A 24,684-nucleotide genomic window follows, 5' to 3' on the forward strand; every position below is an offset into this window, starting at 1 on the left:
GCAAACGTCACAGGAGGACGGTGGCGTCAGGCCTGGCCCGCGGTGACGGAGGACGCACGGGCCGCCTCCCACTCCTCGCGCGTGGGCGGCACCGGGCGCGGCTCCTTGCGGCCCAGGCCCGCCTTCTTCATGACCCCGGCGATCACCGCGCACACCACGCTGACGCCGAGGGTCAGACCGGTCCACAGCAGGAAGTCGCCGCCCGCGATGATGGCGACGCCGCCGACGGACCACACGATCAGCCAGGACGCGGTGAGGAACCACGCGGACAGGGTGTTGCCGTGGTCTTCGTGCTCTTCGTGGTGTCCGTCGGCCATCAGCTGTTCTCCTTCGGTTCGGCTGGCCGTCGTGCCAGCGGAGCGGTGGCGGTGCCACCCTCGGGTGCGGTGCGGTCCGCGCCGTCGGCGCGCCCGTCGCCGCGCCCGGGGGCGTCGAGTGTGGGGTCGTCACCGGCGTCCAGGGATCTCCACAGGTCGGAAGGTGTCTCCGCCTGGTGCTGTCGCGGTGCGGCGTCCCGATCGTACCTGGTGCCCATCCCCGGCCACGCGGGGGAGCGTACGGTCGCCAGCAGGCCGCTCAGGAGCAGGGCCAGGGCGCCCGCCGCGGCCATGGCCGGGCCGAGCGCGGCCAGATCCGGTTCGGCGGCGACCTGGGCGGTGCCGCCGGAGGCGGCGGCGTGCGAGGCGACCGTGTCGGCGAGCACACCGGGCCGTGTGGCGCTCCACACCGAGGCGAGCACGAGCACGCCGCCGGCCGCGGTGAGCAGTCCGATGGCGCGGCGGACCCAGCCGCGCGCGGCGTAGAGCCCCGCGACCGCGGCCAGCCCGGCCCAGCCGACGCCGGTGGGCGTGCCGGTCAGGTCGGCACCGGTGAGGTCGATCGCCGTCGGCGCGACGGGTCCGGGCACGTCCAGTACGCCGGTGACCCAGTGGCGTCCGGCCGCGGCCAGCAGCAGCGCCGCCCCGGCGACCATGGCCAGGGTGGTGATCCCGTATTCGCGGCGGTCGCGGGCGCGGTCGGAACTCACAGCAGCCGTCCCGCGTCGAAGCACGTGTGGTCGCCGGTGTGGCAGGCGGCTCCGTGCTGGTCGACACGGACGAGCAGCGTGTCGCCGTCGCAGTCGAGTGCGACCGACACCACACGCTGGGTGTTTCCGGAGGTGGCCCCCTTGACCCAGTACTCTCCCCGGCTGCGGGACCAGTACGTGGCCGCGCCCGTGGTCAGGGTGCGGTGCAGGGCCTCGTCGTCCATCCACGCGAGCATCAGGACCTCGCCGCTGTCGTGCTGCTGCACGATGGCGGGGACGAGTCCGTCGGGGTTCCGTTTCAGCCGTGCGGCGATGCCCGGGTCGAGGCTGGTGAGGCTCATGCCCCCAGATTATGGCCGACGCGCGAGCGCCCGGCACCGGGGCGGTGTCGGGCGCCGGCGCTGTCGGTGGGAAGCGCCGTGTCCGGCTACAGTTCGTGCGTCCGACGCCTCGCCGCCCGCGGGGCACACACGGGAGTGGGGAGTTCCTTGACCGCCGAGTCCCTGTCCGCCGACCTCTCCGGCATGCCCGCGGCGCTGACCGCCCTGTCCAGGCGCTTCCCGCGCTGGGACCCCTTCGCGGCGCTGCCCGCGCTGCTGGACGACGAGCCCGCGTCCGTGCGCCTGCTGGGGCTGGGGCCGGCCCGCCACCTGTGCGAGACGGCCGCCGCCCGGCTGCGCCGCGCGGGCGTGGGCGCCGGCGCCGACTTCTCCTCCTCGGCGGAGGAGCCCCCGGCCGGCCCGGAGACGCTGGTGGTGGGGGTGTCCCTGGGCGGTGGCCAGCGCGAACTGTGCACGGTGCTCGACCGCTACGTGGCCCGCTCGCCGGTGATCGTGCTGACGCCCGACCCGGATGCCGTCGTCACGCGCTACGCGGACCTGCTGGTGCCGTTGCACGCCGGCGAGGAGGCCAGCGGGCTGGGATGCCGCGCCTACCAGCACGCGATGGCCCTGCTGCTGCTGTTGGGGCACCGGCTGGGCGCTCCGGCGTCCGGGAGCGCGCAGAACCTGCCGGGTCTGCTGCTGCGGGCGGCCAACGCGACGGGGTCGCTGCTGAAGAGCGCCCCCGAGTGGGTGCCCGAGGCGGCCCGGGTCCTGGACTCCCCGCACGGGGTGCACATGGTGGCGCCGGCGGAGCGGCTGGCGTCGGCGTGGCAGGGGGCGCAGATCGTACGGCGGGGGCCGGTTCGGGTGGCGCACGTGTGCGAGACCGGGGAGTGGTCGCACACCGACCGGTACCTGGCGGCGGTGACGGACTACCGCGCGCTGCTGTTCGCGGGGTCGGCCTACGACGAGCGCTTCGCCGAGCACCTGGGGCAGCTGCGGGGGCGGTTCGTGGCCGTGGGTCCCACCCCCGGGCACGAGCGCGTGCCGGGGGCGGAGCTGACGGTGCGCTATCCGGGCGACGGGGACGCGGACGTGAGCCTGCTGGTCGAGCCGCTCGTGGCCGAACTGCTGGCCGCCCACTGGTGGCACGGCGCCCCGCGCTGACGGGGACGGCGGGCCAAGCCCTGCGGGTACCGGCCCGGCCGCGCCCACCGGAGGAAGGCCCCCACGCACAGGGCCCCGGACCGGTGCGCCTCCCCCACCAGCGCAGGCGGGCCCACCGGCCACCCGCCGGGTACCGGCCCGGCCGCGCCCGCCGGGTGCGGCCGGTGCGCCCCTCAGGCGGAGGAGCGGGCCCAGGAGGCGTACAGGTCGGCGTAGACCCCCGGCCGGTCGACGAGTTCGGCGTGCGCGCCGCTCTGGACGACGCGCCCGTCGTCGAAGACGAGCACCCGGTCGGCCGCCTCGGCCGTCGAGAGCCGGTGGGCGATGGCCACCGAGGTGCGGCCCCGCGTGAGCCGGTCCAGGGCGCGCTGGATGCGCACCTCGGTGTGCGGGTCCACCGCCGAGGTGGCCTCGTCCAGGACCAGCAGGTCGGGGTCGGCGACGTAGGCGCGGACCAGGGCGACGAGCTGGCGCTCCCCCGCCGAGAGCGACTCCCCCCGTTGGCCCACGGGGGTGTTCAGCCCGTGGGCGAGGCTGCCGAGCCAGTCGGCCAGCCCGAGTTCGGTGACGGCGGCCTCCAGTTCGGCGTCGGTGCTCTCGGGTCGGGCGAAGCGGATGTTGTCGCCCAGGGAGCTGTCGAAGAGGAAGCCCTCCTGCGGCACCATGACCACGCGCCCGCGCAGTGACGTGAAGGCGACCTCCCGCAGGTCCACGCCGTCGAGTCGGACGGTGCCCCGCGCCGGGTCCATGAGCCGGGTCAGGAGCTTGACGAAGGTGGTCTTGCCCGATCCGGTCTCCCCCACCACCGCGACGCGGGTGCCGGGGGCGATGGTGACGTCCACGTCGTCCAGGACGACGGGGCCCTCGGGGTAGGCGTAGGTCACGTGGTCGAAGCGCACCTCGACGGGGCCGCGCGGGAGCACGTGCCCGGCCTCGCCGGGGTCGGCGATGTCGGGGACGGTGTCCAGGACACCCAGGACGCGCCGCCACCCGGCGATGGCGTTCTGGGCCTCGTTGAAGATCTCGGTGGCCATCATCATGGGCTGGATGAACAGCGTCATGAGGAAGAGGAAGGCGATGAGCTGCCCGGCGGTGAGGCCGCCGCCCAGGCCGAGCCACACGCCGACCAGGACCACGGCGGTGTTGCCGACGGCGGCGACGATCTCGGCGAAGGGCGAGACGGCCATGGACAGGCGCTGGGCCCGGACCTGGGCGGCGCGGGTGGCCAGCACGGTGGTGTCGATGCGTCCGGCGGTGCGCTCCTCGGTGCCGTGCGCGCGGATGACGGCGGCGCCCATGACGGTCTCTCCGACCGCGCCGAGCATGTCGCCGGTGCGCTCGCGGACCTTGAGGTAGGCCTTGGACAGCAGCTTCTGCAGCCAGCGCACGCCGAAGAGCAGGGGCAGGAAGCACACCCAGACGACGATGGTCAGCTGCCAGGAGTAGACGGCCATGAGGATGGTGGCCACGAGCAGCTGTCCGGAGCTGACGATCAGGAGCAGGCCGCCCCACTGCATGAAGGTGCTGATCTGGTCGACGTCGCTGGTGACGCGGGAGACCAGGGCGCCCTTGCGCTCGCTGTTCTGGGTGAGCACGGACAGGTCGTGCACGTGGCGGAAGGCCTTGCGCCGCAGGGTGGCCAGCCCGGACTCGGTCGCCCGGTACAGGCGCAGGTTCATCAGGTAGGAGCAGGCCATGGTGACCACGAGCAGGCCGGCGCAGGTGGCCACCATGCGGGTGACGAACGCCAGGTCGGGCCCGTCCGGGCCGGTCAGGCCGTTGTCGATGATCTGCTGGACGGCGACGGGCACGATGATCTTGCCCGCGGTGGCGACCACGGCCAGGGCCAGGGTGATCCACAGGCCCTTGGCGAACTCCGGTGAGAGCTGCAGGCCGCGGCGCAGGGTGCCCATGGCGGTGTCGGTGGAGCGGTGCAGGGACAGCAGGGAGCGGCGCCGGCCGCCGTCGTCGTCGGGGGCGCGCTCGTCGGAGCGGGTCGGGGCTGGTGCGCTCATCGGCGGGTCTCCTCCGTGGTCGCGCCGCCGTTCGCTCCGGCGCGGGCGGTCGGATCGGTCAGGGAGGTGTCGACGGGGCGCGGGTCGAGGGGCCCCGGCTCCTCGGGGACGGGGTCCCGCGCGGCCTCGGCGGAGGCGCGCTCGTAGGCGGTGACGAGCTTGGTGTAGCCGGGCGAGGTGTGCAGGAGTTCGTCGTGGGTGCCGCGCGCCAGGACGCGACCGCCTTCGAGGTAGACGACCTCGTCGGCGAGTTCGATGGTGGCGCGGCGGTAGGCGACCACGACCACGGTGGCCGCGTCGTCGCGTTCGCGCAGTCCGGCCAGGATCTGGGCCTCGATCTGCGGGTCCACGGCGGAGGTGGCGTCGTCCATGATCAGCAGGCGGGGGCGGCGCACGATGGCGCGGGCCAGGGCCAGGCGCTGGCGCTGGCCTCCGGAGAGGGTGGTGCCCTTCTCCCCCAGCCGGGCGTCGAGGCCGCCGTCGAGCGCGCCGACGAACCCGTCGGCGCGGGCCAGGCGCAGGGCCGCCCACACCTGGTCGTCGTCGATGGCCCTGCCCAGGGTGATGTTGTCGCGGACGGTGTCCTCGAACACGAACGTGCCCTGGGGGACGAGGGCGGCGTGCGTGGGGATCTGGTCGCGGGCCAGGTCGCGGACGTCGACGCCGTCGAAGGAGACGGAGCCGGCGTCGGGGTCGACCAGGCGCATCAGGACGGTGGTCAGCGTCGACTTGCCCGATCCGGTGGGGCCGACCAGGGCGACGGTGCGCCCGGGGGCGATGTCGAGGTCGACGCCGTTGAGTACGGTGGTGCGCGCGCCGGTGGCGGTGTCGTCCATGAGGTCGTGCACGGCGCCGTCCGCGGTGTAGGCGTCGGCGTAGGAGAAGGTGACGTCGCGGGCGCTGAGCGCGATGCCGGTGGGGGTGTCGTCGAGCGTGCGGTCGCCGTGTTCCATGGTGCCCTCGGCGCGCAGGACGGACTGGACGCGGTCCCACCCGACGACGCTGCGGGGCAGGTCGCCCAGGATCCAGCCGAAGGCGCGGATGAACAGCGCCATGAGGGTGAAGAGGTAGGCGATCTGGACGAGGTCGCCGGGGTCGATGGCGCCGGTGGACAGGCGCCACATGCCCAGGAGGAGGACGGCGAGGACGCCGAAGTTGGGCAGGGCCTCCATGAAGGGGTCGAACAGCGAGCGCATCCGGCCGACCTGGATGAGGGCGTCGCGCAGGCGGTGGGCGGCGTGGGTGAAGCGCTCGGTCTCGGTGTCCTCGCGGCCCAGGCTCTTGACGACGAGGGCGCCGTCGAAGGACTCGTGGGCCACGCCGCTGACCTCGGCGCGCAGGGCCTGGGCGCGGGAGGCCATGGGCGAGACGCGGCGCTGGTAGACGACGTTGGCCACGGCCAGGACCGGGAAGACGACGAAGCCGACCATCGCCAGGACGGGATCGGTGACGATCATGGCGATGCCCGCGGTGAGGAGCATGAACACGCTTCCGACCGCCATGGGCAGGGGCGCCAGGGGCGACCAGGCGGCCTCGACGTCGGCGTTGGCGTTGGACAGCAGCTGTCCGGTGGGGTGGCGGTGGTGCCAGGCCAGCGGGAGTTCGAGGTACTTGCGGGCGACGGCGCGGCGGTAGCGGGCCTGCATCCGGAACTGGTGGAGCCCGGCGAAGAGGCGGCGCAGGGCGAGTCCGACGGCCTTGCCCAGGCCCACGCCCATGAGCAGGGCGGCCGCGGTGAGCAGTGCGGCGGCGGTGGTCTCCCCGCTGGCGAACGCGGGCAGGATGGTGGCGTCGGTGAGATGGCCCAGGACGGAGGCGGACCCGACCGTGACGAAGGCGTGCAGCATGGCACCGGCCACGGCGGTGAGGAAGACGAGGGGTTCGGTCCGCGCGGCGACCCACATGACCCGCAGGCCGCGTGCGAAGACCCGGGTGTGGCGCTCCGGCCCGGCTGCGGGGGCCCGCCCGGAGGAGGCGTCCCTGCCCTCTTCGGGTGGCGCGCCGTCCTCCCCTTCGCTCCGGTCCCGCGTCGTCGTCCCCTGCGCCATGCGCCCCCCGTTCTCGTCGTGCGGTCGGCCGCGTGCGGCCGACCGGGCAGCGGCCCCGGCGCGCGGCGTCCTCCGGGCATGCCGAAGCGGGCCGTGCGCGTGCCGGGTCAACCTATCCAGCGTCAGCGACAGGTTCCACCGGTTTGTTTCAGCGTCGGCCGCTGCGGGGCTATTCCGTCCAGGTGGCGGGCGCGGCGCCCGGGGTCGGGGGGCGCGTTCCGTGCGGACGGCTCAGCGGTCGTAGCCCTGGTAGGCGATGAGTGCGCGGAAGGTGGCGGGGCCGGTGATGCCGTCGACGTCGGTGCCCAGGTGGTCCTGTGCGGAGCGCACCGCCCGCTCGGTCTGGGGCCCGTAGAGCCCGTCGGTGGCCAGGTGGAGGGCGTACTTGGCGTTGAGCAGGCGCTGGACCGCCTCGACGACGGGTCCGCTGGAGCCGCGCCGGTAGAGGCCGAAGGTGTCGTCGCTCAGCAGCTCCCAGGTCGGCTCGTCCAGCCGCCCGGTCTGGGTGAGGCCGCCGTTGGCCTGGTAGGCGTTGACCGACGCCTCCATCTGCGCGTTGAAGGGGATGGGGTGGGAGTAGTCCATGTGCGGGTCGTAGCCGAGGTCGATGAGCAGGAGCTTGGCGGCCGCGACGTCGACGTCGGCGTCACCGGTGCCGTACTCGGGCCAGGGCTCGGCGCCGGCGGCGGGCGTGGGGACCGGGGCGGCGGGCCGGTCGTGGGCGGAGGCCGACGAGGTGCCGGCCAGGGCGACGGCCAGGACCAGGAGTCCGGCCGAGAGCAGGGCCGCCAGGCGGCCCGTGGGGCGGGTGCGCGATGTGGTGGACATGAGAGGTGTTCCTTCCCGCCGAGGATGATCCTCGTTCACCTCATGGGATGAGCGGCGCGGACGTGTCGTTCACCACATGTTCGGGAAAGCGCGCGGGGCCGTGCCGGCCCGCGGCACGGCCCCGCCCGTGGAGCCGCCGGTCCTCGTCCGACCGGTGGCGCACGGCGTCGCGCCGGACACCGCGGGAAGGACGCCCCCGCGGTCCCGGACCGGCCCCGGACCGGCCCGGGCGGAGCGCGGGTCCGGTCCGCGCGCGGTGTCCTCAGCGCACCGGGTGGCCGGCCTCCCGCAGGCTCCGCTTGACGTCGTCGATGGTGAACTCTCCGAAGTGGAAGACGGTCGCGGCCAGGACCGCGTCGGCGCCGGCCTCGACCGCCGGGACGAAGTGCTCCACGGCCCCCGCCCCGCCGGAGGCGATCAGCGGCACGTCGACGCGGGCGCGCACGGCCCGGATGAGTTCCAGGTCGAAGCCCTCCTTCGTGCCGTCGGCGTCCATCGAGTTGAGCAGGATCTCGCCCGCTCCCAGGTCGGCGGCGCGCTCGCACCACTCCAGGGCGTCGGTGCCGGTGCCCCGGCGCCCGCCGTGGGTGGTGACCTCGAACCCGCTGGGCGTGGGCTCGCCGCCCTCGCGGACGCGGCGCACGTCGGCGGAGAGCACCAGGACCTGGCGGCCGAAGCGCTCGGCGATCTCCGAGATGAGCTCGGGGCGGGCGATGGCGGCGGTGTTCACGCCGACCTTGTCCGCGCCCGCGCGCAGCAGCTGGTCGACGTCGTCGGCGCTGCGCACGCCGCCGCCCACGGTCAGGGGGATGAACACCTGGTCGGCGGTGCGGCGCACCACGTCGTAGGTGGTCTCCCGGTTGCCGCTGGAGGCGGTGACGTCCAGGAAGGTGAGCTCGTCGGCGCCGCCGCGGTCGTAGGTCCCGGCGAGTTCCACCGGGTCGCCCGCGTCGCGCAGGTTCTCGAAGTTGACGCCCTTGACCACGCGGCCGGCGTCCACGTCCAGGCAGGGGATGACTCGGACGGCCAGGGTCACGGGTTCACTCCGTTCACGGTCGCCAGGGCGTCCTCCAGGGTGAACGCCCCCTCGTAGAGCGCGGTCCCCATGATCGCGCCCTCCACGCCCTCGGGCACGAGCGTGGCGATCGCCCGGAGGTCGTCGAGACTGGACACGCCGCCGCTGGCCACGACCGGCTTGTCGGTGCGCTCGCACACCGTGCGCAGCAGGTCGAGGTTGGGGCCCTTGAGGGTGCCGTCCTTGTTGACGTCGGTGACGACGTAGCGCGCGCAGCCCTCGGACTCCAGGCGCTCCAGGGTGGCGAACAGGTCGCCGCCGTCCCGCGTCCAGCCGCGCGCGGCCAGGGTGGTGCCGCGCACGTCCAGGCCGATGGCGATCCGGTCGCCGTGCTCGGCGATGATCCTGGCGCACCACTCGGGGTTCTCCAGCGCGGCGGTGCCGATGTTCACGCGCCGGCAGCCGGTGGACAGGGCGGCGGCCAGGGACTCGTCGTCGCGGATGCCGCCGGACATCTCGACCTTGACGTCCAGGCGGCCGACGATGTCGCGCAGCAGGTCGCGGTTGTGGCCGCGGCCGAAGGCGGCGTCCAGGTCCACGAGGTGGATCCACTCGGCGCCGGCGTTCTGCCAGGCCGTGGCGGCTTCGAAGGGGTCGCCGTACTGGCCGCCGGAACCGGCCTTGCCCTGGACGAGCTGGACGGCCTGGCCGCCCGCCACGTCCACGGCGGGCAGCAGTTCGAGGACGGGTGCGGTCGTGGTGGTCTCGCCGGTCATCTTGCCTTCTCGTACTCGGTGGGGTGGTGGCGCTACAGAGTGGCGGCCCAGTTGGCCAGCAGGCGGGCGCCGGCGTCGCCGGACTTCTCCGGGTGGAACTGGGTGGCGCTCAGGGGCCCGTTCTCGACGGCGGCCACGAACGGTTCGCCGTGTTCGGCCCAGGTGACCCTGGGCGCGTTCACGCGCGGGTTGTGGGAGGCGAGCTCCCAGGTGCGCACGGCGTAGGAGTGCACGAAGTAGAACCGGTCGCCGGGGTCGATGCCGTCGAAGAGCACGGAGTCCTCGGGCGCGCGGACGGTGTTCCAGCCCATGTGGGGCAGGATGGGCGCGCGCAGGCGCTCGACGGTGCCGGGCCACTCGCCGCAGCCCTCGGTGGCCTTCTCCTCGGCGTGCACGCCGGCCTGTTCGACCCCGCGGTCGAACAGGACCTGCAGGCCCACGCAGATGGCCAGGACGGGGCGCCCCCCGGCCACGCGCCTGCCGATGACGCGGTCGCCGCCGGCGGCCCGCAGGCTGGACATGCAGGCGCTGAAGGCGCCGACGCCGGGGACGACGAGCCCGTCGGAGTCGAGCGCCACGCGCGGGTCGGAGGTGACGGTCACCTCGGCGCCGGTGCGCTCCATGGCGCGCTGGGCCGAGCGCAGGTTGCCGGAGCCGTAGTCGAAGACGACCACGTGTGCGGGCATGGGTGTGCTTCCTTTACTCGAGGTCGCCGGGGTCTAGAGGTAGCCGAGCCGGAGTACGCCGGCGGCCACGGCCAGCGCCGTGCATCCGCCCAGGGCGACGGCCAGGGCCCGGTTGGTCTTCCACAGGGCGTAGGTGCCGCCGGCCAGGAATCCGGCCAGCACGATGAAGAACAGCCCCCACAGGTCGCCGTCCATCTACAGGGCGCCCTTGGTGGAGGGGACTCCGCTCACGCGGGGGTCGTCCTCGGTGGCCGTGCGCAGGGCGCGGGCCAGGGCCTTGAACTGGCACTCGACGATGTGGTGGGCGTTGCGGCCGTAGGGCACGTGGACGTGCAGGGCGATGCGCGCCTGGGCGACGAACGACTCCAGGATGTGCCGGGTCATGGTGGTGTCGTAGTCGCGGCCGATGACGGGCGCCATGCCCTCGGGCTCGCTGTGCACGAGGTAGGGGCGGCCCGAGACGTCGACGGTGACCTCGGCCAGGGCCTCGTCCAGGGGCACCTTGGCGTCGGCGAAGCGGCGGATGCCGCGCTTGTCGCCGAGGGCCTCGCGGAAGGCGGCGCCCAGGGCCAGGGCGGTGTCCTCCATCGTGTGGTGGGAGTCGATGTGCAGGTCGCCCTCGGTGCGCACGGTGATGTCGAACAGGCCGTGCTTGGCGAGCTGGTCGAGCATGTGGTCGAAGAAGCCGACGCCGGTGGAGACGTCGGCGACCCCGGTGCCGTCGAGGTCGATCTCGACCCTGACCTTGGTCTCCTTGGTGGCGCGTTCGACGCGTCCGATGCGGCTCATGGTGGTCCCTCCTGGCGTTGAGGATAGGCGGCCCTGGGGCCGTTCGTTGCTGGTGGCGACGGGTGGGCGGGCTGCGGGTGGGCGGTCAGCGCCCAGTGGCCGCGAGCAGGGCGGCGCGGAAGGCGGCCATCTCCTGCGGGGTGCCGACGGTGACGCGCAGCCAGCCGGGCGGGCCGACCTCGCGGATGAGCACCTGGTGGTCGAGCATCGCCCGCCACACGCTCGTGCGGTCCTCGAACTCGCCGAACTGGACGAAGTTGGCGTCGGAGTCGGCGACGGTGAAACCGTGTTCGCGCAGCCAGGCGACCAGGGCGTCGCGTTCGGCGCGCAGGTCGGCGACGGCGCCCAGGAGTTCGTCGGCGTGGTCCAGCGCGGTGAGCGCGACCACCTGGGTGACCGCGGACAGGTGGTAGGGCAGGCGGACGAGCTGGAGGGCGTCGACCACGGCCGGGTGGGCGGCGAGGTAGCCCACGCGCGCGCCGGCCAGGGCGAAGGCCTTGGACATGGTGCGCGAGACGATGAGCCGCGGGTGCTCGTCCAGGAGCGTCACGGCGCTGGGCGTGTCCTCGCGGCGGAACTCGGCGTAGGCCTCGTCCACGACCAGGACCCCGGGCGCCGCCTCCGCCAGCCGCCGGATGTCGGCGATGTCCACGGCGGTACCGGTGGGGTTGTTGGGCGAGGTGAGGAAGATGACGCTGGGCCGGTGCTCCTCGATGGCGGCCAGGGCGGCCTCGACGTCGACGCGGAACTCGGCGTCGCGCGGGACGGACACCCACGCGGTGCCGGTGGCGCGGGAGATGATCGGGTGCATCGAGTAGGAGGGCTCGAAGCCCATCGCGGTGCGGCCGGGCCCGCCGAAGGCCTGGAGGATCTGCTGGAGGACCTCGTTGGAGCCGTTGGCGGCCCACACCTGGGCGGCGGTCAGCCCGTGGCCGAGGTAGGCGGCCAGGCCCTCGCGCAGGCGCACGGCGTCGCGGTCGGGGTAGCGGTTCAGGTCGAGGGCGGTCTGGGCGACCGCCTCGGCCAGGGCCTTGGCCAGGCGGGCGGAGGGCGGGTGCGGGTTCTCGTTGGTGTTGAGGACCACCGGCACGTCCATCTGCGGCGCGCCGTAGGGCGACTGGCCTTTGAGGTCGTCGCGCAGGGGCAGGTCGTTGAGGCTGAAGCTCACGTGTGTCACGCTCATGCTCGGTTGTGGGCCGGTGGGTCGTGTGGCCGTCGGGCCGTCCGTTCGGGCGGCCCCGCCGTGGTCGGGCCGCCCGGTGCGGACCGCAGCGGGCGGGCCGGTGGCCGGTGGGTGGGCCGCCCGCCGGGGCGGGCCTGGCGCCGTGGCACCGCCTGTCGACGCTGGCAGGCGAGCCCTTGACCGCGGGACCACCCGTTCGGGTGGACCCGGAGCCGCCCGGACCTCCGTCTCCCTTGACGGCGAGCCGGTGGCCGCGCGGCCGTCCCTCGGGACGGGCCCGGGGCCGCGGCACCACCCCTCGACATCGGCGGGCGGGCCGGTGGCCGCGGGACCGTCCGTTCGGGTGGACGGCGTCCGGGCCGTGCTGGGAGACCCGGTGTCGCGAGCGCCGACACGCACCGGCGCCGGACGAGTCCGGGCCGCCGTGCTCGCGGTGACCGCATCCCGCGCCTCCCGGCGGTGCCGCCGGGCTCAGTTCCGGCTCGGGTCCGTCCGCGCGGCCACGGCCTCGCCGTGCGCGGGCAGGTCCTCCGCCTCGGCCAGGGCGATGACATGGTGGGCGACGTCGGCCAGCGCGTCGCGGGTGTAGTCGACGATGTGCACCCCCCGCAGGAAGGTCTGCACGCTCAGACCACCGGAGTGGCAGGCGCAGCCGCCGGTGGGCAGGACGTGGTTGGATCCGGCGGCGTAGTCCCCCAGGGAGACCGGCGAGTGGTCGCCGACGAAGATCGCGCCCGCGTTGCGCACGCGGTCGGCGACCCCCGCGGCGTCCTCGGTCATGATCTCCAGGTGTTCGGCCGCGTAGGCGTCCACGACGGCGAGCCCGTGGTCGAGGTCGTCGACCAGGACGATCCCGGACTGGGGTCCCGCCAGGGCCTCGCGGACCCGGTCGCCGTGCTTGGTGGCGGCGGCGCGGACGGCCAGGCGCGCGGTGACGGCCTCGGCCAGGGCCTCGTCCGGGGTCACCAGGACGGAGGCGGCGACGACGTCGTGCTCGGCCTGGCTGATGAGGTCGGCGGCGACGTAGTCGGGGTCGGCGGTGGCGTCGGCCAGGATGGCGATCTCGGTGGGACCGGCCTCGGCGTCGATGCCGATGACCCCCTTGAGCAGGCGCTTGGCGGCGGCGACCCAGATGTTGCCCGGGCCGGTGACCATGTCGACGCGACCGCACTCGCCCGCGCCGTAGGCGAACATCGCCACGGCCTGGGCGCCGCCCACGGCGTAGACCTCGTCGACGCCCAGCAGGGCGCAGGCCGCGAGGATGGTCGGGTGCGGCAGCCCGCCGAAGTCGCTCTGGGGCGGCGAGGTGACGGCCAGGGACCGCACGCCCGCCTCCTGGGCGGGAACGACGTTCATGATGACGCTGGAGGGGTAGACCGCGCGCCCGCCCGGTACGTACAGGCCGACGCGGTCGACGGGGATCCACTTCTCGGTCACGGAGCCGCCGGGGACGACCTGGGTGGTGTGGTCGGTGCGGCGCTGGTCGCGGTGGACCATGCGGGCGCGGCGGATGGACTCCTCCAGCGCGGCGCGCACGACCGGGTCGAGGTCGGCCAGGGCGGCGTCGATCGCGTCCTTGGGGACGCGGATGTCGGTGAGCCGGACGCCGTCGAAGCGTTCGGTGAGGTCGATCAGTGCCTCGGTTCCGCGATGGCGCACGTCCTCGCACAGCGGTCGCACGCGGTCGACGGCGGCCGCCACGTCGAGTTCCGCCCGCGGAAGGGCTTCTCGGGGGTCGCCTTGGGTGCCTCGGAGGTCGATTCGACTGATCACGGCCCCAGTCTAGGGTGCTCCGCCCGCCTGGCGGGTGGCGGTGTCCGAATGATGGACACCACATCCGCGCACGGCGGGTGCGACCGGGGCGAACACCGTCGCGGGGGCATCGTGGAACAGCCCCCCGCATACCGGACGAATAAGTGTCGCCTTACTTTGGAATACCTAACCTCAGCGATATTGCGAAAGGCTTGCCTAACTAATTCCGAGACGCTCGTGTGCGTTTCGCATATCGCCATTGTTTGCGTTATCGTGGGGCCATGACTGCAGTTAAGAGTTCGGATAGCGGCCTTTCCAAGTTCCACCGCCTCCTGGTTGACCAGGTGCGGCACGAGTTCACCGCTTCGCACCAGTACGTCGCGATCGCGACCTGGTTCGACAACCAGGACCTCCCGCAGCTGGCCCGGGTGTTCTACGAGCAGTCGCTCGAGGAGCGCGACCACGCGATGATGATCGTGCGTTTCCTGCTGGACAGCGACATCGACTTCGCCATGCCGGGCGTGGACGAGATCGAGACGCATTTCACCGCTCCGCGCGACCTCGTCGCCCTGGCCCTGCGCCAGGAGCGCGAGGTGACCGACCAGTTCCTGCGCATGGCCAAGGTGGCCCGCGACGAGGACGACTACACCGGCGAGCAGTTCCTCCAGTGGTTCATCCAGGAGCAGACCGAGGAGGTCGCCAAGATGTCCACCCTGCTCAACGTGGTGGACCGCTCGAACGGCAACCTGTTCGACGTGGAGACCTTCGTCGCCCGCGACATGCCCAGCGACGACGCCGGCAGCCAGGGCGCTCCTGGCACGGCCGGACCCTCGGTCTCCTGACCGGGGCGGCAGCCACGGCCACCGGAGGGTGGCCCGTCCACGCGTCCCGGGGCGCCGGCTCGGCCGGTCTTTGAGGGGAGAACCGGCCGTCCCGCCCCGGGACGCTCGCGTGTGCCCGGCGCGGGGCGCCACTGTGCGCCGCGCGCCGGGACGGCGACGCCCGCAGCGCGTCATGACCGGCATACTGGGGGTATGCCCGTGGCACTGCCGATCTTTCCGCTGAACACCGTGTTGTTCCCCGGTATGAGCGTCCCTCTGCACATCTTCGAGCGGCGCTACCGGCGCCTGGTGTCGGAACTGCTCGACACCGAAGCCGAGTCCTCCGCCGCCGGGGAGGGATCACGCGGGCCGCGGCGCTTCGGAGTGGTGTGGATCGAACTGGGCCACGAGGTGGCCAGCGAGTCCGGGCAGGGCGCGGGCGGCGCGGAGACGGGTGTGCCGACGACCGGCGGCTCGCACGCGTCACTGCCCAGGATCAGCGCGGTGGGGTGCACGGCCGTGGTCCGCGACGTGCGGCCCTACGGCGACGGGCGCTACGACCTGGTCGTGGAGGGCGGCGCCCGGTTCTCCGTCACCGACCTGTCCGAGGTCGACCCCTCCTCCCCCGACGAGTACGCGCAGGCCTCGGTGTCCTTCCTGCCCGAGCCCCTGGGGCCGGACGTGGAGGAACACGCCGAACGGGTCCGGGACCTGTACGAGGTCTACTGTGAGCGCCTGGCCGCGATCGGCATGGCGCCCGAGACCTCGCCCGACCTGCCCAAGGACCCGATCGCCCTGTCCTACTCGGTGGCGGCTTCGACGGTGCTGGACCAGGCGGAGAAGCAGCGGCTGCTGGAGGCGGAGGACGCCGCGACGCGGCTCGCGGTGGCCGCGCGCTTCCTGCGCAGGGAGAACCGGATCGTGGCGGCTCCCACTCTTCCCAATCTCCCCGCGGGCCCCTTCCTCAACAACGGCGTCTCGTTCAACTAGATTGCTGGGCGGGCCGGGTGTGCGTCCGGAACGGCCGGGGCGCGCTCTCGTGCCGGGACGCAGACCCGCGCTCAGGCGCGCCGACACACCACCAGGGGATCCATGAGTGCACAAGCCACGCCCGCGACCGTGGCCGCCGGGCGGACCAAGACGACCTTCACCCTCCATCCGTACTCGGTCGACGGCGACGGGCACTCCTACGGGGCGGAGGCCGCCGACGCGCTCGGTGTGCCGCACGCGCGGGTCTTCAAGACGCTGATCGCCGAGGTGGACGGGGTCTTCACCGTGGGGGTCGTCCCGGTGAGCACGACACTCAACCTCAAGGCGCTGGCGTCCGCGGTGGGCGGGAAGAAGGCCGCGATGGCGGATCCGGCCCGCGCGGAGAAGATCACGGGGTACGTGCGCGGCGGCATCAGCCCGCTGGGACAGCGCAAACGGCTGCGGACGGTGGTGGACTCCTCGGTCACGGGCCTTCCGTCGGTGTTCGTCTCCGCCGGGCGGCGCGGGCTGCAGATGGAGTTGGCGCCGCGGGACCTGCTCTCGCTGACCGAGGCCGTCACCGCGCCGATCGGCGCGGTCTGATCCGTCCTGGGTCGTGTTTCTTGCAGCATTCCGGGCTCGCGGCCGCCAGGCTGCCTCTCGCTGCGCCTCTGCGCTCGTGCAGCACAACCAGGCTGAACTTCGCACATCGTCCTGCGAGAGATGGCCTGACGACCGCTCGCTCACCCGGAAGCCCGCAGAAGAACACTCCCTGGCCGGTCCGGGGCCGGAGCGTGTGTACCGACTGTTGCCGCAACCCCTACCCAGGGGTAGCTTTGTGACATGGGCAACAGTGAATCCCCCGCTCGTTCCGTCCCCGACATGTTCCTCTCCCGCGTACGGGAATCGGGTGACCACGAGGCTTTCAGCCACCCCGTCCCCAACACGACCGGCGCTCCGGAGGAGTGGAGGTCCCTCACCTGGTCACAGACGCTGGACCGGGTGCGCCACATCGCACTCGGCCTGCACACCCTCGGGGTGACCTCCCAGGCCAGGTGCGCCATCGACTCGGGCACCAGGATCGAGTGGATCCTGGCCGACCTCGGCGTGCTGTGCGCCGGCGGTGCCGTCACGACCATCTACCCCTCCTCCACACCGCCCGACTGCGCCTACATCGTCTCCGACTCGGGCAGCATGGTCGCCTTCGCCGAGGACGCGGAGCAGGTGGCCAAGCTCGTCGACCAGCGCCCCCGGATGCCGGGGCTGTCCAAGGTCGTGGTCTTCGACGGCGAGGGCGACGGCGACTGGGTCATGACGCTGGCCGAACTGGAGGCCAGGGGCGCCGAGCTGGCCGCGGAGAAGCCCGACCTGTTCGACGAGCTCGTGGACGCGGTCCGGCCCGACCACCTCGCCACCCTCATCTACACCTCCGGCACCACCGGGCGGCCCAAGGGCGTCCGGCTGGACCACGCCAACTGGCTGTACGAGGCGCAGGCGGTCCACGACCTCGGGGAGGAGGTGAAGGCGCAGGGCCACGACCTGATGACCGGCGACGACGTGCAGTACCTGTGGCTGCCGCTGTCCCATGTCTTCGGCAAGTACATGCAGGTCAGCCAGTTGCGGATGGGGTTCAGGACGGCGGTGGACGGGCGCGTCGACAAGATCGTCGACAACCTCGCGATCGTGCGGCCCACGTTCATGGCGGCGGCGCCGCGCATCTTCGAGAAGGTCTACAACCGCGTGGTCATGCAGGCCAAGGAGGGCGGGGCCGCCAAGTTCCGCATCTTCACCTGGGCCGTGGGCGTGGGCGACCGGGTCGCCCGGCTCAAGGAGCAGGGCAGGGAGCCCGCGGGTCTGCTCGCCCTGCAGCACGCGGTGGCCGACCGGCTGGTGTTCAGCAAGCTGCGCGCCAGGTTCGGCGGACGGCTCAAGTTCTTCGTCTCCGGCAGCGCTCCCCTCGCACCGGAGATCGGGCGCTTCTTCTACGGCGCGGGCGTGACGATCCTGGAGGGGTACGGGCTCACCGAGACCAGCGCCGGCTCCTTCGTCAACCGGCCGGGCGACGTGCGCTTCGGCACGGTCGGGCTTCCGATGCCGGGCACGGAGGTCCGGATCGCCGAGGACGGCGAGGTGCTGCTGCGCGGCGGCGGCGTGATGCGCGGCTACCACAACCTCTCCGGCGCCACCGAGGAGGTGCTCACCGAGGACGGCTGGTTCGCCACCGGCGACATCGGTGTCCTGGAGGAGGGCCGGTTGAGGATCACCGACCGCAAGAAGGAGCTGATCAAGACCTCGGGCGGCAAGTACGTGGCGCCGCAGGGCATCGAGAGCCGGTTCAAGTCGGTGTGCCCCTACATCAGCAACTTCGTCGTGCACGGCGACCGGCGCGCCTACTGTGTGGCGCTGGTGGCCCTGGACCCGGAGGCGATCGAGGTCTGGGCGCGGGAGAACGGCCTGGGTGACCTGAACTACGCCGGGCTGGTCAAGGAGCCCAAGGTGCGCCAGATGGTGCAGGAGGCCATCGACGTGCTCAACCGGGACCTGCCGCGGCACGAGACGATCAAGAAGTTCACCATCCTGCCCCGTGAGCTCTCCGTGGACGAGGGCGAGATCACGCCCAGTCTGAAGATGCGGCGGCGCGCGGTCGAGGACAAGTACCGTGACCTGCTCGACGCCATGTACGAGGACTCGGTCCAGGCGCTGTGACGGCGGCGAGTCAGGCCTCGTCGGCCCGCGGTCGGCCGTCGGACGGGCCCCGATGGGTGGGCGGACGCGACGAGCGTCCGCCCCGCGCCGGGGCCCGCGGTGTGTCGCGGCCCGGCTCGGGATCCCCGCCGTGGCCGGCGGGCCGGTCGGCGGCGGGGTCGTTAGCGGGGCCGGCGGCAGGATCGGAAGCGGCACTGCGGTCGGTGGCGGGCGCGGGGCCGCGGTCGTGGTCGGGACGGTGGTCGGCCCCCTGTCCAGGGCTGGACGCGGAGCCGCGCTCGGCGGCACTCTCGCGCTCGTGACCGGTTCCGGGAGCATGGTCGGAAGCGGCTGCGGGACCGCTGTCGTCTGCGTGACCGGCCCCGGGAGCAGGGTCCGAACCGGGCACGGAACCGCGGTCGGAGTCTCCGAAGCCGGGGTCGGGCGCCCCGACGACGACGGGGCTGCGCGCTGACGTCCGCTCCGGCACACCAGGCTGGTCACGGCGGATCGCACTGATCAGATCCAGCAGCGCGTACTGCAGGGCGAAGACGAAGGGCCAGGCCACCAGGAAGGCGGTGGCACGCAGCCGGAGGCCGACCTCGACGGTCTCCCCCGGTTCGGCCGCCGCCATGGCGGCGTGCAGCGGGGCGTCCAGTGCGACGCCGATCCGCCAGGTGAGCAGCGTGGCCGCGACCGAACCCGCGAACCCCGCCAGCAGGCACACCAGCCGCAGGTCCTGGAACATCCGCCGCGCCAGCGGGAACTGCACCATGTAGGCGGTGTAGCCGGTGACCAGCCCGGCGATCGAGGTCATGACGACGAAGTAGCCCTCGGCGGCGAACACGTCCTGGCTCGTACCGGTGAAGACCTCGCCGTCTCCCAGCGAGGTGCCCTCGGCCCGGACGGGAACCAGCTCCCACCACAGCGGCCCGAGGAGCGCACCCAGCAGCGCCACGCCTCCGAACAGGCACGCCCCCACGATCAGTTGGCGTCGTACCCCCGCGGGCCGCCTGTCCTCGGTCATCCGGACCTCCCCGTCCCCGTCACCCCGAAAACCGGTGGCCTCGGGGCATGGCCGGAAGGAGAATACCGGCATGAGCGACATGAACAGCCCTGTCACCCTGTCCGCGTCGACGCGTGTCGACCCGCCGATGGCCGCGGACGAGCGCACGATGCTCCTGTCCTGGCTGGACTGGCACCGGTCCACGGTGCGGGTCAAGTGCGCGGGTCTGGCTCCTGAGCTGTCCTCCGCCACGCCCCTGCCGGCGTCACCGCTGATGAGTATCGGCGCCATCGTCTCCCACCTGCGCTGGGTGGAGGGGTTCTGGTTCGAGGTGGTGCTCCTCAACCAACCGCATCCGGCGCCCTACTCCGCAGCGGAACCCGACGGGGAGTTCCGGGCGGGGCTGCACCGGCCGCTCACCGAGCTCCTGGACGAGTACGACGCCCAGTGCGCGCGCTCGCGGGAGATCACCGCCCGGCTCGAACTGGGCAGTTCCGCCCGGGCGATCACCGACCAGCGGGGGCGCACGACCCTGCGGTGGGTGCTGGTGCACATGATCGAGGAGACCGCCCGGCACAACGGGCACCTGGACGTGCTGCGCGAACTCGCCGACGGCACCACCGGCGAATAGCCCCCGCGCTCGGCCGCGGCGTCGCGGGCGGGTCAGTCGTCGCTGGCGTCCGCCTCCGGGGCGGCCGGCCCGGTGTCCTCCTCGGCGAGGATCCGGTACAGGCTCCGCGTCGAGTCGCCCAGGAGCCGCTTGGCCCGCTCCACCTGTTCGTCGGTGCCCGCCTGCGCGACCTGCGCGGCGGCGGCGCTCAGCTGGTAGGCGAGGTTGCCGATGTCCTCGTAACGGGACCGGCTGTCGGCGTAGGCGTCGGCCACCGCCTCCCAGGGCGGGGTGAGTCCGGCGGCGTTCTCCTCCAGGTAGTCGACGCCCTCCTCCGTGAGCCGGTAGGGACGGCGGCGGCCCTCACCTTCCTCCTGGACGACCAGGCCCTCGTCCTCCAACTGCTGGAGCATCGGGTAGACGGAGCCTGGGCTGGGCCGCCACATCCCGCCGCTGCGCTCCCGGCCCTCGCGGATGATCTCGTAGCCGCTGCGCGACTCCTCGGCGAGCAGCAGCAGGATGCCGGTGCGCACGTCTCCGCGCTTGGCGCGGTGTCCGCCGCGGCCACCGCGCCCGCCCCGGCCGGGGCCGAACCCGCCCCCGGGGCCGAACCCGCCGAAGGGGTGTCCAGGGTGGCCACCTCCCCACGGGGGGACGCCGGGAGGCGGGGGGCCGAACGGGGGCTGGGGCGGGGTGGGCGGCGGCGGCCCGAACTGGGCCCGGTGCCCGCGTGGTCCGCCGTCGTCGTGTCCGTGGGGCCCACCGCCGTGGTGTTCCCCGTGGCGGCCGTGCAGCGGACCGCGGGAGTCCTCGCCCGGGGCCCAGCCCCAGAATCCGCGCGAACGCCCGGCACGGCCGGAACGTCCGCCGCGCGCGTTCCAGGACCAGGGACCGGGAAGTGCCATGGCACTCATGGTGTGTTCTCCTTCGATCGATACAGCGCGACTGTCTTGGTAAGTCGCGATAGCTCAAAGATATATCGCTAACTTCGCCATGGCAAGTGCGAGCACGACGAAGTCCCCGCGCGCCGTGGGGCACGCGGGGACTTCGGGGTCGTGCGGGTCCGTCGGGTTCAGTAGGTCCGGCGGGTCCGGCGGTCAGTAGTCGACCGCGTACGCCCCCAGCAGGCTCTTCATCTCACCGTTGAACTCCGGGGAGATCCGGACCGTGTACTTGTCCACGGCGTAGATCCGCGACCGGACCGGGTTGTCCACCCGGATGCGGACCGGGGTCTCTCCCTTGTGGGTGTCCAGCACCTGGCGCAGGTCGGCCACCAGTTCCGGCGTGAGCCGCTTCTCGTCCACGGTCAGCAGCACCGGCGGTTCGCCCTCGGTGACGTGGGAGATGTCCAGGATCGACATCTCCGAGGCGAACATCGAGTACGTGCCGTCGCGGTCGTTGAGCCGGCCCTTGACGGTGACCGCGGTGTCCTCCAGCAGGGCGTCCACGTACAGCGGATACGTCTTGGGGAAGAACAGGACCTCCATCGAGGCGTCCAGGTCCTCCACCGTGGCGATCGCCCACTGGTTGCCCGCCTTGTTGGTGCGCTTGTCCACCTTGGAGATCAGGCCCGCGATCCGCACCTCACCGCGTTCGCGCGCCATCTCCCCCGCCACGACCTGCGCGATCGAGGTGTCCCGCGAGCGCGCCAGCACCCGCTCGGCCCCGGCCAGCGGGTGGCTGGAGACGTACAGGCCCAGCATCTCCCGCTCGAAGGCGAGCTTGGTCTTGCGGTCCCACTCCTCGTCGCCCCAGTTGATGTTGAGCCCGATGGGGGTGGAGTCCTCGTCGTCGCCTCCGCCGAACAGGTCGAACTGGCCGTGCGCCTCCTGCTTCTTGGAGCTGATCATGCCGTCCACCGCGGTCTCGTGGTGGCGGTACAGCTCGCGCCGCGGCTGGCCCAGGGAGTCGAATCCGCCCGCCTTGACCAGCGACTCGATGACCCTCTTGTTGCAGGCGGCGAGTTCGATCTTGGACAGGAAGTCGGTGAAGGAGGTGAACTTGCCCTTCTCCGTGCGGGTCTTGATGATCGAGTTGACCACGTTCGCGCCGACGTTGCGGACCGCGCCCATGCCGAAGCGGATGTCCCGGCCGACCGGGGTGAAGCGCAGACCGGACTCGTTGACGTCCGGCGGCAGCACCTTGATGCCCTGCGCGCGGCACTCGGCCAGGTAGACCGCCATCTTGTCCTTGTCGTCACTGACCGAGGTCAGCAGCGCGGCCATGTACGCGGCGGGGTAGTTGGCCTTGAGGTAGGCGGTCCAGTACGCGACGAGGGCGTATCCGGCCGCGTGCGACTTGTTGAACGCGTACCCGGCGAAGGGGAGCATGACGTCCCAGATCGCCTGCATGGACTCCCGGGAGAAGCCCTTCTCGATCATCCCGGCGGAGAACTTCTCGAACTCCTTCTCCAGGGCCTCCTTCTTCTTCTTGCCCATCGCGCGGCGCATCAGGTCGGCGCCGCCCAGGCTGTACCCGGCCATCTGCTGGGCGATGGCCATGATCTGCTCCTGGTAGACGATCAGGTGATACGTCTCGCCGAGGATGGGGTCCAGCGCTTCCTTGAGCTCCGGGTGGATCGGGGTGACGTCCTGGCGCCCGTTCGACCGGTCCGCGTAGTCGTTGTGCGCGTTGGCGGCCATCGGGCCCGGCCGGTACAGCGAGATCACGGCCGTGATGTCGCCGAAGTTCTTCGGTTCCATCCGCTTGAGCAGGTTGCGCATGGCGCCGCCGTCGAGCTGGAACACGCCCAGGGTGTCGCCGCGGGCCAGGAGCTTGTACGCCTTCTTGTCGTCCAGGGGGACCTTGGACATGTCCAGGTCCACACCCTCGGCTTCCTTGATGCTCTTGACCGCGTCGTCGATGATCGTGAGGTTGCGCAGGCCCAGGAAGTCCATCTTGAGCAGACCCATGTCCTCGCACTGAGGGTAGGGAAAGCCGGTGATGATGGCGCCGTCGGTGTCGCGCTTGTGCAGCGGGATGACGTCGAGCAGCGGGTCGCGGGACAGGATGACGCCGGCGGCGTGCACACCCGTGCCGCGGGTCAGGCCCTCGATACCCCGCGCGGTCTCCATGACCTTGGAGACCTGCGGGTCGTTCTCGACCAGGTTGCGCAGCTCCGTGGTCTCCGGGTACCGCTCGTGGTCGGTGTTGAACACCGCGTCCAGCGGGATCTCCGCCCCGCCCACGGCGGCGGGGAAGGCCTTGGTGATCTGGTCGCCGACCGAGTAGGGCATGCCGAGGATGCGCGTGGAGTCCTTCACGGCGGCCTTGGCCTTGATGGTGCCGAAGGTGAGGATCTGCGCGACGCGCTCCTCGCCGTACAGGCGGGTGACGTAGTCGATCATCTCGGTGCGCCGACGCTCGTCGAAGTCCAGGTCGACATCGGGCATGCTGACGCGTTCCGGGTTGAGGAACCGTTCGAACAGCAGGCCGTGCGCCATCGGGTCGAGGTCGGTGATGCCCAGGACGTAGGCGACCATCGACCCGGCGGCCGAGCCGCGGCCCGGCCCCAGCGCGATGCCCTCGCGGCGCGCGTACTGGCAGATGTCGGCGACGACGAGGAAGTAGGCCGGGAAGCCCATCTCGTTGATGATGCCGAGTTCGTAGTCGACGCGCTGGCGGTACTCGGCGCTGACCCCGTCGGGGTAGCGGCTCGGCAGGCAGCGCTCGACCTCCTTGCGCAGCCAGGAGGACTCGGTCTCACCCTCGGGGATGGGGAAGGCGGGCATGAGGTCGCGATGGGCGAACACCGAGTCGTAGGCGTCCGGCTCGATCCGCTCGGCGATGAGCAGGGTGTTCTTGCAGCCCTGGGCCCACTCGTCGAAGTCGAGCAGGCCGCGCATCTCGTCCGGGGTCTTGAGGTAGTAGCCCGAGCCGTTGAAGCGGAACCGGGTGGGGTCGTCCAGGTTCTTGCCCACTCCCACGGCCAGCAGGGCGTCGTGCGCGGAGGCCTGGCTCTCGTACACGTAGTGGGAGTCGTTGGTCACCAGCGGCGGGATGTTCAGCTCGCGGCCGACCTCGAGCAGGCCGTCGCGGACCTGCTTCTCGATGTCGACGCCGTGGTCCATCAGCTCCAGGAAGACGTTCTCCCTGCCGAAGATGTCCTGGAGCTTGGCGGCGTACTCGATCGCCTCCTTCTCCTGGCCCAGCCGCAGCCGCGTCTGCACACCGCCGGACGGGCACCCCGTCGAGACGATGATGCCCTCGCTGTTCTCCGCCATGAGGTCCAGGTCCATCCGGGGCTTCATGTAGTAGCCCTCCATGGACGCCAGCGAGGACATCTTGAAGAGGTTGCGCAGCCCGGTCGCGTTCTGCGCCAGCATCGTCATGTGCAGGAAACGACCGCCACCGGAGATGTCCTTGCCGCCTTCACCCGAGGCGTCGTCGGAACCGCTGGCCCGGCCCCAGAACACCCGCTTCTTGTGGAAGCGCGACTCCGGCGCGACGTAGGCCTCGATGCCGATGATGGGTTTGACGCCCGAGCCCTTGGACTGCTGGTAGAACTCGTAGGCCCCGAACATGTTGCCGTGGTCGGTCATGGCGACCGCAGGCATCTCCAACCGCGCGGCCTCCTTGAACAGGGGCTTCAGCTTCGCGGCGCCGTCCAGCATCGAGTACTCGGTGTGGACGTGCAGATGGGTGAACGAGTCGGCCATGGCTCGGGTGCCCCCAGGAGGGTCGATGGACTGGTGATGCTCCCGAGCCTACGACTTTCCCACGACTCTCGCGGCCCCCTGTGGACAACCGACTGGGCCCGTGCCACGAAGACACGAGCCCAGCGGTGAGAGGTGGTCCTGGAACCGCCGTCCAGTTCGGCCTGCCGTAGCGATGCCCGGTCACGGAACCCCGGACACCGGAATGCCGCTCACAGTGGGCGACCCGTACCCACAGGCGGTCACAGGACCTTCGGGCATCCCGGGTGCCTGCTCACAGAGAGGTGGTGACCAGGGTTCCCATCTCCAAACCGCACGTCCCGCCACCC

Annotated in this window: 22 protein-coding genes; 6 read left to right on the forward strand and 16 right to left on the reverse strand. The window is 72.2% G+C overall.

Features of this window, described 5'->3' with window-relative positions; all coding sequences use genetic code 11:
- Positions 1-26 precede the first annotated feature (26 nt).
- From ADL05_RS28510 to hisI, 3 genes are read right to left on the reverse strand one after another with little or no spacing between them, the layout of a single operon-like run.
- The gene (locus tag ADL05_RS28510) at positions 27-317 is read right to left on the reverse strand and encodes an HGxxPAAW family protein (protein WP_053620111.1); all 291 of its coding nucleotides are present in this window, start codon (positions 315-317) and stop codon (positions 27-29) included.
- The gene (locus ADL05_RS28515) at positions 317-973 is read right to left on the reverse strand and encodes a Trp biosynthesis-associated membrane protein (RefSeq protein ID WP_082376969.1); all 657 of its coding nucleotides are present in this window, start codon (positions 971-973) and stop codon (positions 317-319) included. Before ADL05_RS28515 ends, ADL05_RS28510 begins: the two co-directional genes overlap by 1 nt.
- 50 nt (positions 974-1,023) lie before the next feature.
- On the reverse strand, positions 1,024-1,368 hold the full coding sequence (hisI, locus tag ADL05_RS28520; RefSeq protein ID WP_053620113.1) for a phosphoribosyl-AMP cyclohydrolase: 345 nt from the start codon (positions 1,366-1,368) through the stop codon (positions 1,024-1,026).
- A gap of 147 nt (positions 1,369-1,515) precedes the next feature.
- Here hisI and ADL05_RS28525 point away from each other — a divergent pair, with 147 nt between their 5' ends.
- Positions 1,516-2,517 carry a sugar isomerase gene (locus tag ADL05_RS28525; protein ID WP_053620114.1) on the forward strand — a complete coding sequence of 334 codons (1,002 nt, stop codon included), beginning with the start codon at positions 1,516-1,518 and terminating at the stop codon, positions 2,515-2,517.
- A gap of 173 nt (positions 2,518-2,690) precedes the next feature.
- Here the strand turns inward: ADL05_RS28525 and ADL05_RS28530 are convergent, their stop codons facing one another.
- The 10 genes from ADL05_RS28530 to hisD form a co-directional block, all read right to left on the reverse strand.
- Positions 2,691-4,532, reverse strand: a complete 1,842-nt coding sequence (locus ADL05_RS28530; protein WP_053620115.1) for an ABC transporter ATP-binding protein — start codon at positions 4,530-4,532, stop codon at positions 2,691-2,693.
- Positions 4,529-6,580 (reverse strand): ABC transporter ATP-binding protein, encoded by a 2,052-nt coding sequence (locus ADL05_RS28535; RefSeq protein ID WP_053620116.1) that lies wholly within the window; start codon positions 6,578-6,580, stop codon positions 4,529-4,531. The genes ADL05_RS28530 and ADL05_RS28535 overlap by 4 nt, the downstream gene beginning before the upstream one ends.
- Positions 6,581-6,811: 231 nt before the next feature.
- Complete coding sequence (locus tag ADL05_RS28540; RefSeq protein WP_053620117.1) at positions 6,812-7,408, reverse strand: peptidoglycan-binding protein; 597 nt, start codon at positions 7,406-7,408, stop codon at positions 6,812-6,814.
- Positions 7,409-7,670: 262 nt separating this feature from the next.
- On the reverse strand, positions 7,671-8,444 hold the full coding sequence (gene hisF, locus ADL05_RS28545; protein WP_053620118.1) for an imidazole glycerol phosphate synthase subunit HisF: 774 nt from the start codon (positions 8,442-8,444) through the stop codon (positions 7,671-7,673).
- Positions 8,441-9,199 (reverse strand): bifunctional 1-(5-phosphoribosyl)-5-((5-phosphoribosylamino)methylideneamino)imidazole-4-carboxamide isomerase/phosphoribosylanthranilate isomerase PriA, encoded by a 759-nt coding sequence (gene priA / locus ADL05_RS28550; protein WP_053620119.1) that lies wholly within the window; start codon positions 9,197-9,199, stop codon positions 8,441-8,443. The genes hisF and priA overlap by 4 nt, the downstream gene beginning before the upstream one ends.
- A gap of 32 nt (positions 9,200-9,231) precedes the next feature.
- Positions 9,232-9,885 (reverse strand): imidazole glycerol phosphate synthase subunit HisH, encoded by a 654-nt coding sequence (gene hisH, locus ADL05_RS28555; RefSeq protein ID WP_053620120.1) that lies wholly within the window; start codon positions 9,883-9,885, stop codon positions 9,232-9,234.
- Positions 9,886-9,918: 33 nt separating this feature from the next.
- On the reverse strand, positions 9,919-10,080 hold the full coding sequence (locus ADL05_RS31425; RefSeq protein ID WP_197285973.1) for a hypothetical protein: 162 nt from the start codon (positions 10,078-10,080) through the stop codon (positions 9,919-9,921).
- Positions 10,081-10,674 carry an imidazoleglycerol-phosphate dehydratase HisB gene (gene hisB, locus ADL05_RS28560; protein WP_053620121.1) on the reverse strand — a complete coding sequence of 198 codons (594 nt, stop codon included), beginning with the start codon at positions 10,672-10,674 and terminating at the stop codon, positions 10,081-10,083.
- An 85-nt stretch (positions 10,675-10,759) separates the two neighbouring features.
- The gene (locus ADL05_RS28565; RefSeq protein ID WP_197285974.1) at positions 10,760-11,857 is read right to left on the reverse strand and encodes a histidinol-phosphate transaminase; all 1,098 of its coding nucleotides are present in this window, start codon (positions 11,855-11,857) and stop codon (positions 10,760-10,762) included.
- A gap of 471 nt (positions 11,858-12,328) precedes the next feature.
- Entirely contained in the window at positions 12,329-13,630 is a 1,302-nt protein-coding gene (hisD, locus tag ADL05_RS28570; RefSeq protein ID WP_082376963.1) for a histidinol dehydrogenase, read from the reverse strand.
- Positions 13,631-13,890: 260 nt separating this feature from the next.
- Here hisD and ADL05_RS28575 point away from each other — a divergent pair, with 260 nt between their 5' ends.
- The 4 genes from ADL05_RS28575 (at position 13,891) to ADL05_RS28590 (ending at position 18,105) form a co-directional block, all read left to right on the forward strand.
- Positions 13,891-14,451, forward strand: coding sequence for a ferritin (locus tag ADL05_RS28575; RefSeq protein ID WP_053620124.1), 561 nt, complete (start codon positions 13,891-13,893; stop codon positions 14,449-14,451).
- A 192-nt stretch (positions 14,452-14,643) separates the two neighbouring features.
- Positions 14,644-15,420, forward strand: a complete 777-nt coding sequence (locus ADL05_RS28580; protein WP_053620125.1) for an LON peptidase substrate-binding domain-containing protein — start codon at positions 14,644-14,646, stop codon at positions 15,418-15,420.
- 129 nt (positions 15,421-15,549) lie between these two features.
- Positions 15,550-16,002, forward strand: coding sequence for a Cys-tRNA(Pro) deacylase (ybaK, locus tag ADL05_RS28585; protein ID WP_053620126.1), 453 nt, complete (start codon positions 15,550-15,552; stop codon positions 16,000-16,002).
- 240 nt (positions 16,003-16,242) lie between these two features.
- Positions 16,243-18,105, forward strand: coding sequence for a long-chain fatty acid--CoA ligase (locus ADL05_RS28590; protein ID WP_053620127.1), 1,863 nt, complete (start codon positions 16,243-16,245; stop codon positions 18,103-18,105).
- Positions 18,106-18,115: 10 nt separating this feature from the next.
- Here the strand turns inward: ADL05_RS28590 and ADL05_RS32510 are convergent, their stop codons facing one another.
- Positions 18,116-19,111 (reverse strand): hypothetical protein, encoded by a 996-nt coding sequence (locus tag ADL05_RS32510; protein WP_197285975.1) that lies wholly within the window; start codon positions 19,109-19,111, stop codon positions 18,116-18,118.
- A gap of 70 nt (positions 19,112-19,181) precedes the next feature.
- On the opposite strand from ADL05_RS32510, the gene ADL05_RS28600 reads away from it, so the two are divergent.
- On the forward strand, positions 19,182-19,721 hold the full coding sequence (locus tag ADL05_RS28600; RefSeq protein ID WP_053620128.1) for a DinB family protein: 540 nt from the start codon (positions 19,182-19,184) through the stop codon (positions 19,719-19,721).
- A gap of 32 nt (positions 19,722-19,753) precedes the next feature.
- On the opposite strand, the gene ADL05_RS28605 is transcribed toward ADL05_RS28600, so the two are convergent.
- Together ADL05_RS28605 and dnaE are read right to left on the reverse strand one after the other, a co-directional pair.
- Positions 19,754-20,614, reverse strand: a complete 861-nt coding sequence (locus tag ADL05_RS28605) for a PadR family transcriptional regulator (protein ID WP_053620129.1) — start codon at positions 20,612-20,614, stop codon at positions 19,754-19,756.
- Positions 20,615-20,797: 183 nt separating this feature from the next.
- Positions 20,798-24,358 (reverse strand): DNA polymerase III subunit alpha, encoded by a 3,561-nt coding sequence (gene dnaE, locus ADL05_RS28610; RefSeq protein ID WP_053620130.1) that lies wholly within the window; start codon positions 24,356-24,358, stop codon positions 20,798-20,800.
- Positions 24,359-24,684 lie beyond the last annotated feature (326 nt).

The organism is Nocardiopsis sp. NRRL B-16309, from assembly GCF_001279585.1.
Taxonomy (GTDB): Bacteria; Actinomycetota; Actinomycetes; order Streptosporangiales; family Streptosporangiaceae; genus Nocardiopsis.

Bases quoted from the DNA above. Each gene is read 5' to 3' on its own strand.
- ADL05_RS28510 (WP_053620111.1), bottom strand. From the start codon at position 317: ATGGCCGACGGACACCACGAAGAGCACGAAGACCACGGCAACACCCTG.
- ADL05_RS28515 (WP_082376969.1), bottom strand. From the start codon at position 973: ATGGTCGCCGGGGCGGCGCTGCTGCTGGCCGCGGCCGGACGCCACTGG.
- hisI (WP_053620113.1), bottom strand. From the start codon at position 1,368: ATGAGCCTCACCAGCCTCGACCCGGGCATCGCCGCACGGCTGAAACGG.
- ADL05_RS28530 (WP_053620115.1), bottom strand. From the start codon at position 4,532: ATGAGCGCACCAGCCCCGACCCGCTCCGACGAGCGCGCCCCCGACGAC.
- ADL05_RS28535 (WP_053620116.1), bottom strand. From the start codon at position 6,580: ATGGCGCAGGGGACGACGACGCGGGACCGGAGCGAAGGGGAGGACGGC.
- ADL05_RS28540 (WP_053620117.1), bottom strand. From the start codon at position 7,408: ATGTCCACCACATCGCGCACCCGCCCCACGGGCCGCCTGGCGGCCCTG.
- priA (WP_053620119.1), bottom strand. From the start codon at position 9,199: ATGACCGGCGAGACCACCACGACCGCACCCGTCCTCGAACTGCTGCCC.
- hisH (WP_053620120.1), bottom strand. From the start codon at position 9,885: ATGCCCGCACACGTGGTCGTCTTCGACTACGGCTCCGGCAACCTGCGC.
- ADL05_RS31425 (WP_197285973.1), bottom strand. From the start codon at position 10,080: ATGGACGGCGACCTGTGGGGGCTGTTCTTCATCGTGCTGGCCGGATTC.
- hisB (WP_053620121.1), bottom strand. From the start codon at position 10,674: ATGAGCCGCATCGGACGCGTCGAACGCGCCACCAAGGAGACCAAGGTC.
- ADL05_RS28565 (WP_197285974.1), bottom strand. From the start codon at position 11,857: ATGAGCGTGACACACGTGAGCTTCAGCCTCAACGACCTGCCCCTGCGC.
- ADL05_RS28575 (WP_053620124.1), top strand. From the start codon at position 13,891: ATGACTGCAGTTAAGAGTTCGGATAGCGGCCTTTCCAAGTTCCACCGC.
- ADL05_RS28580 (WP_053620125.1), top strand. From the start codon at position 14,644: ATGCCCGTGGCACTGCCGATCTTTCCGCTGAACACCGTGTTGTTCCCC.
- ADL05_RS28590 (WP_053620127.1), top strand. From the start codon at position 16,243: ATGGGCAACAGTGAATCCCCCGCTCGTTCCGTCCCCGACATGTTCCTC.
- ADL05_RS32510 (WP_197285975.1), bottom strand. From the start codon at position 19,111: ATGACCGAGGACAGGCGGCCCGCGGGGGTACGACGCCAACTGATCGTG.
- ADL05_RS28600 (WP_053620128.1), top strand. From the start codon at position 19,182: ATGAGCGACATGAACAGCCCTGTCACCCTGTCCGCGTCGACGCGTGTC.
- ADL05_RS28605 (WP_053620129.1), bottom strand. From the start codon at position 20,614: ATGAGTGCCATGGCACTTCCCGGTCCCTGGTCCTGGAACGCGCGCGGC.
- dnaE (WP_053620130.1), bottom strand. From the start codon at position 24,358: ATGGCCGACTCGTTCACCCATCTGCACGTCCACACCGAGTACTCGATG.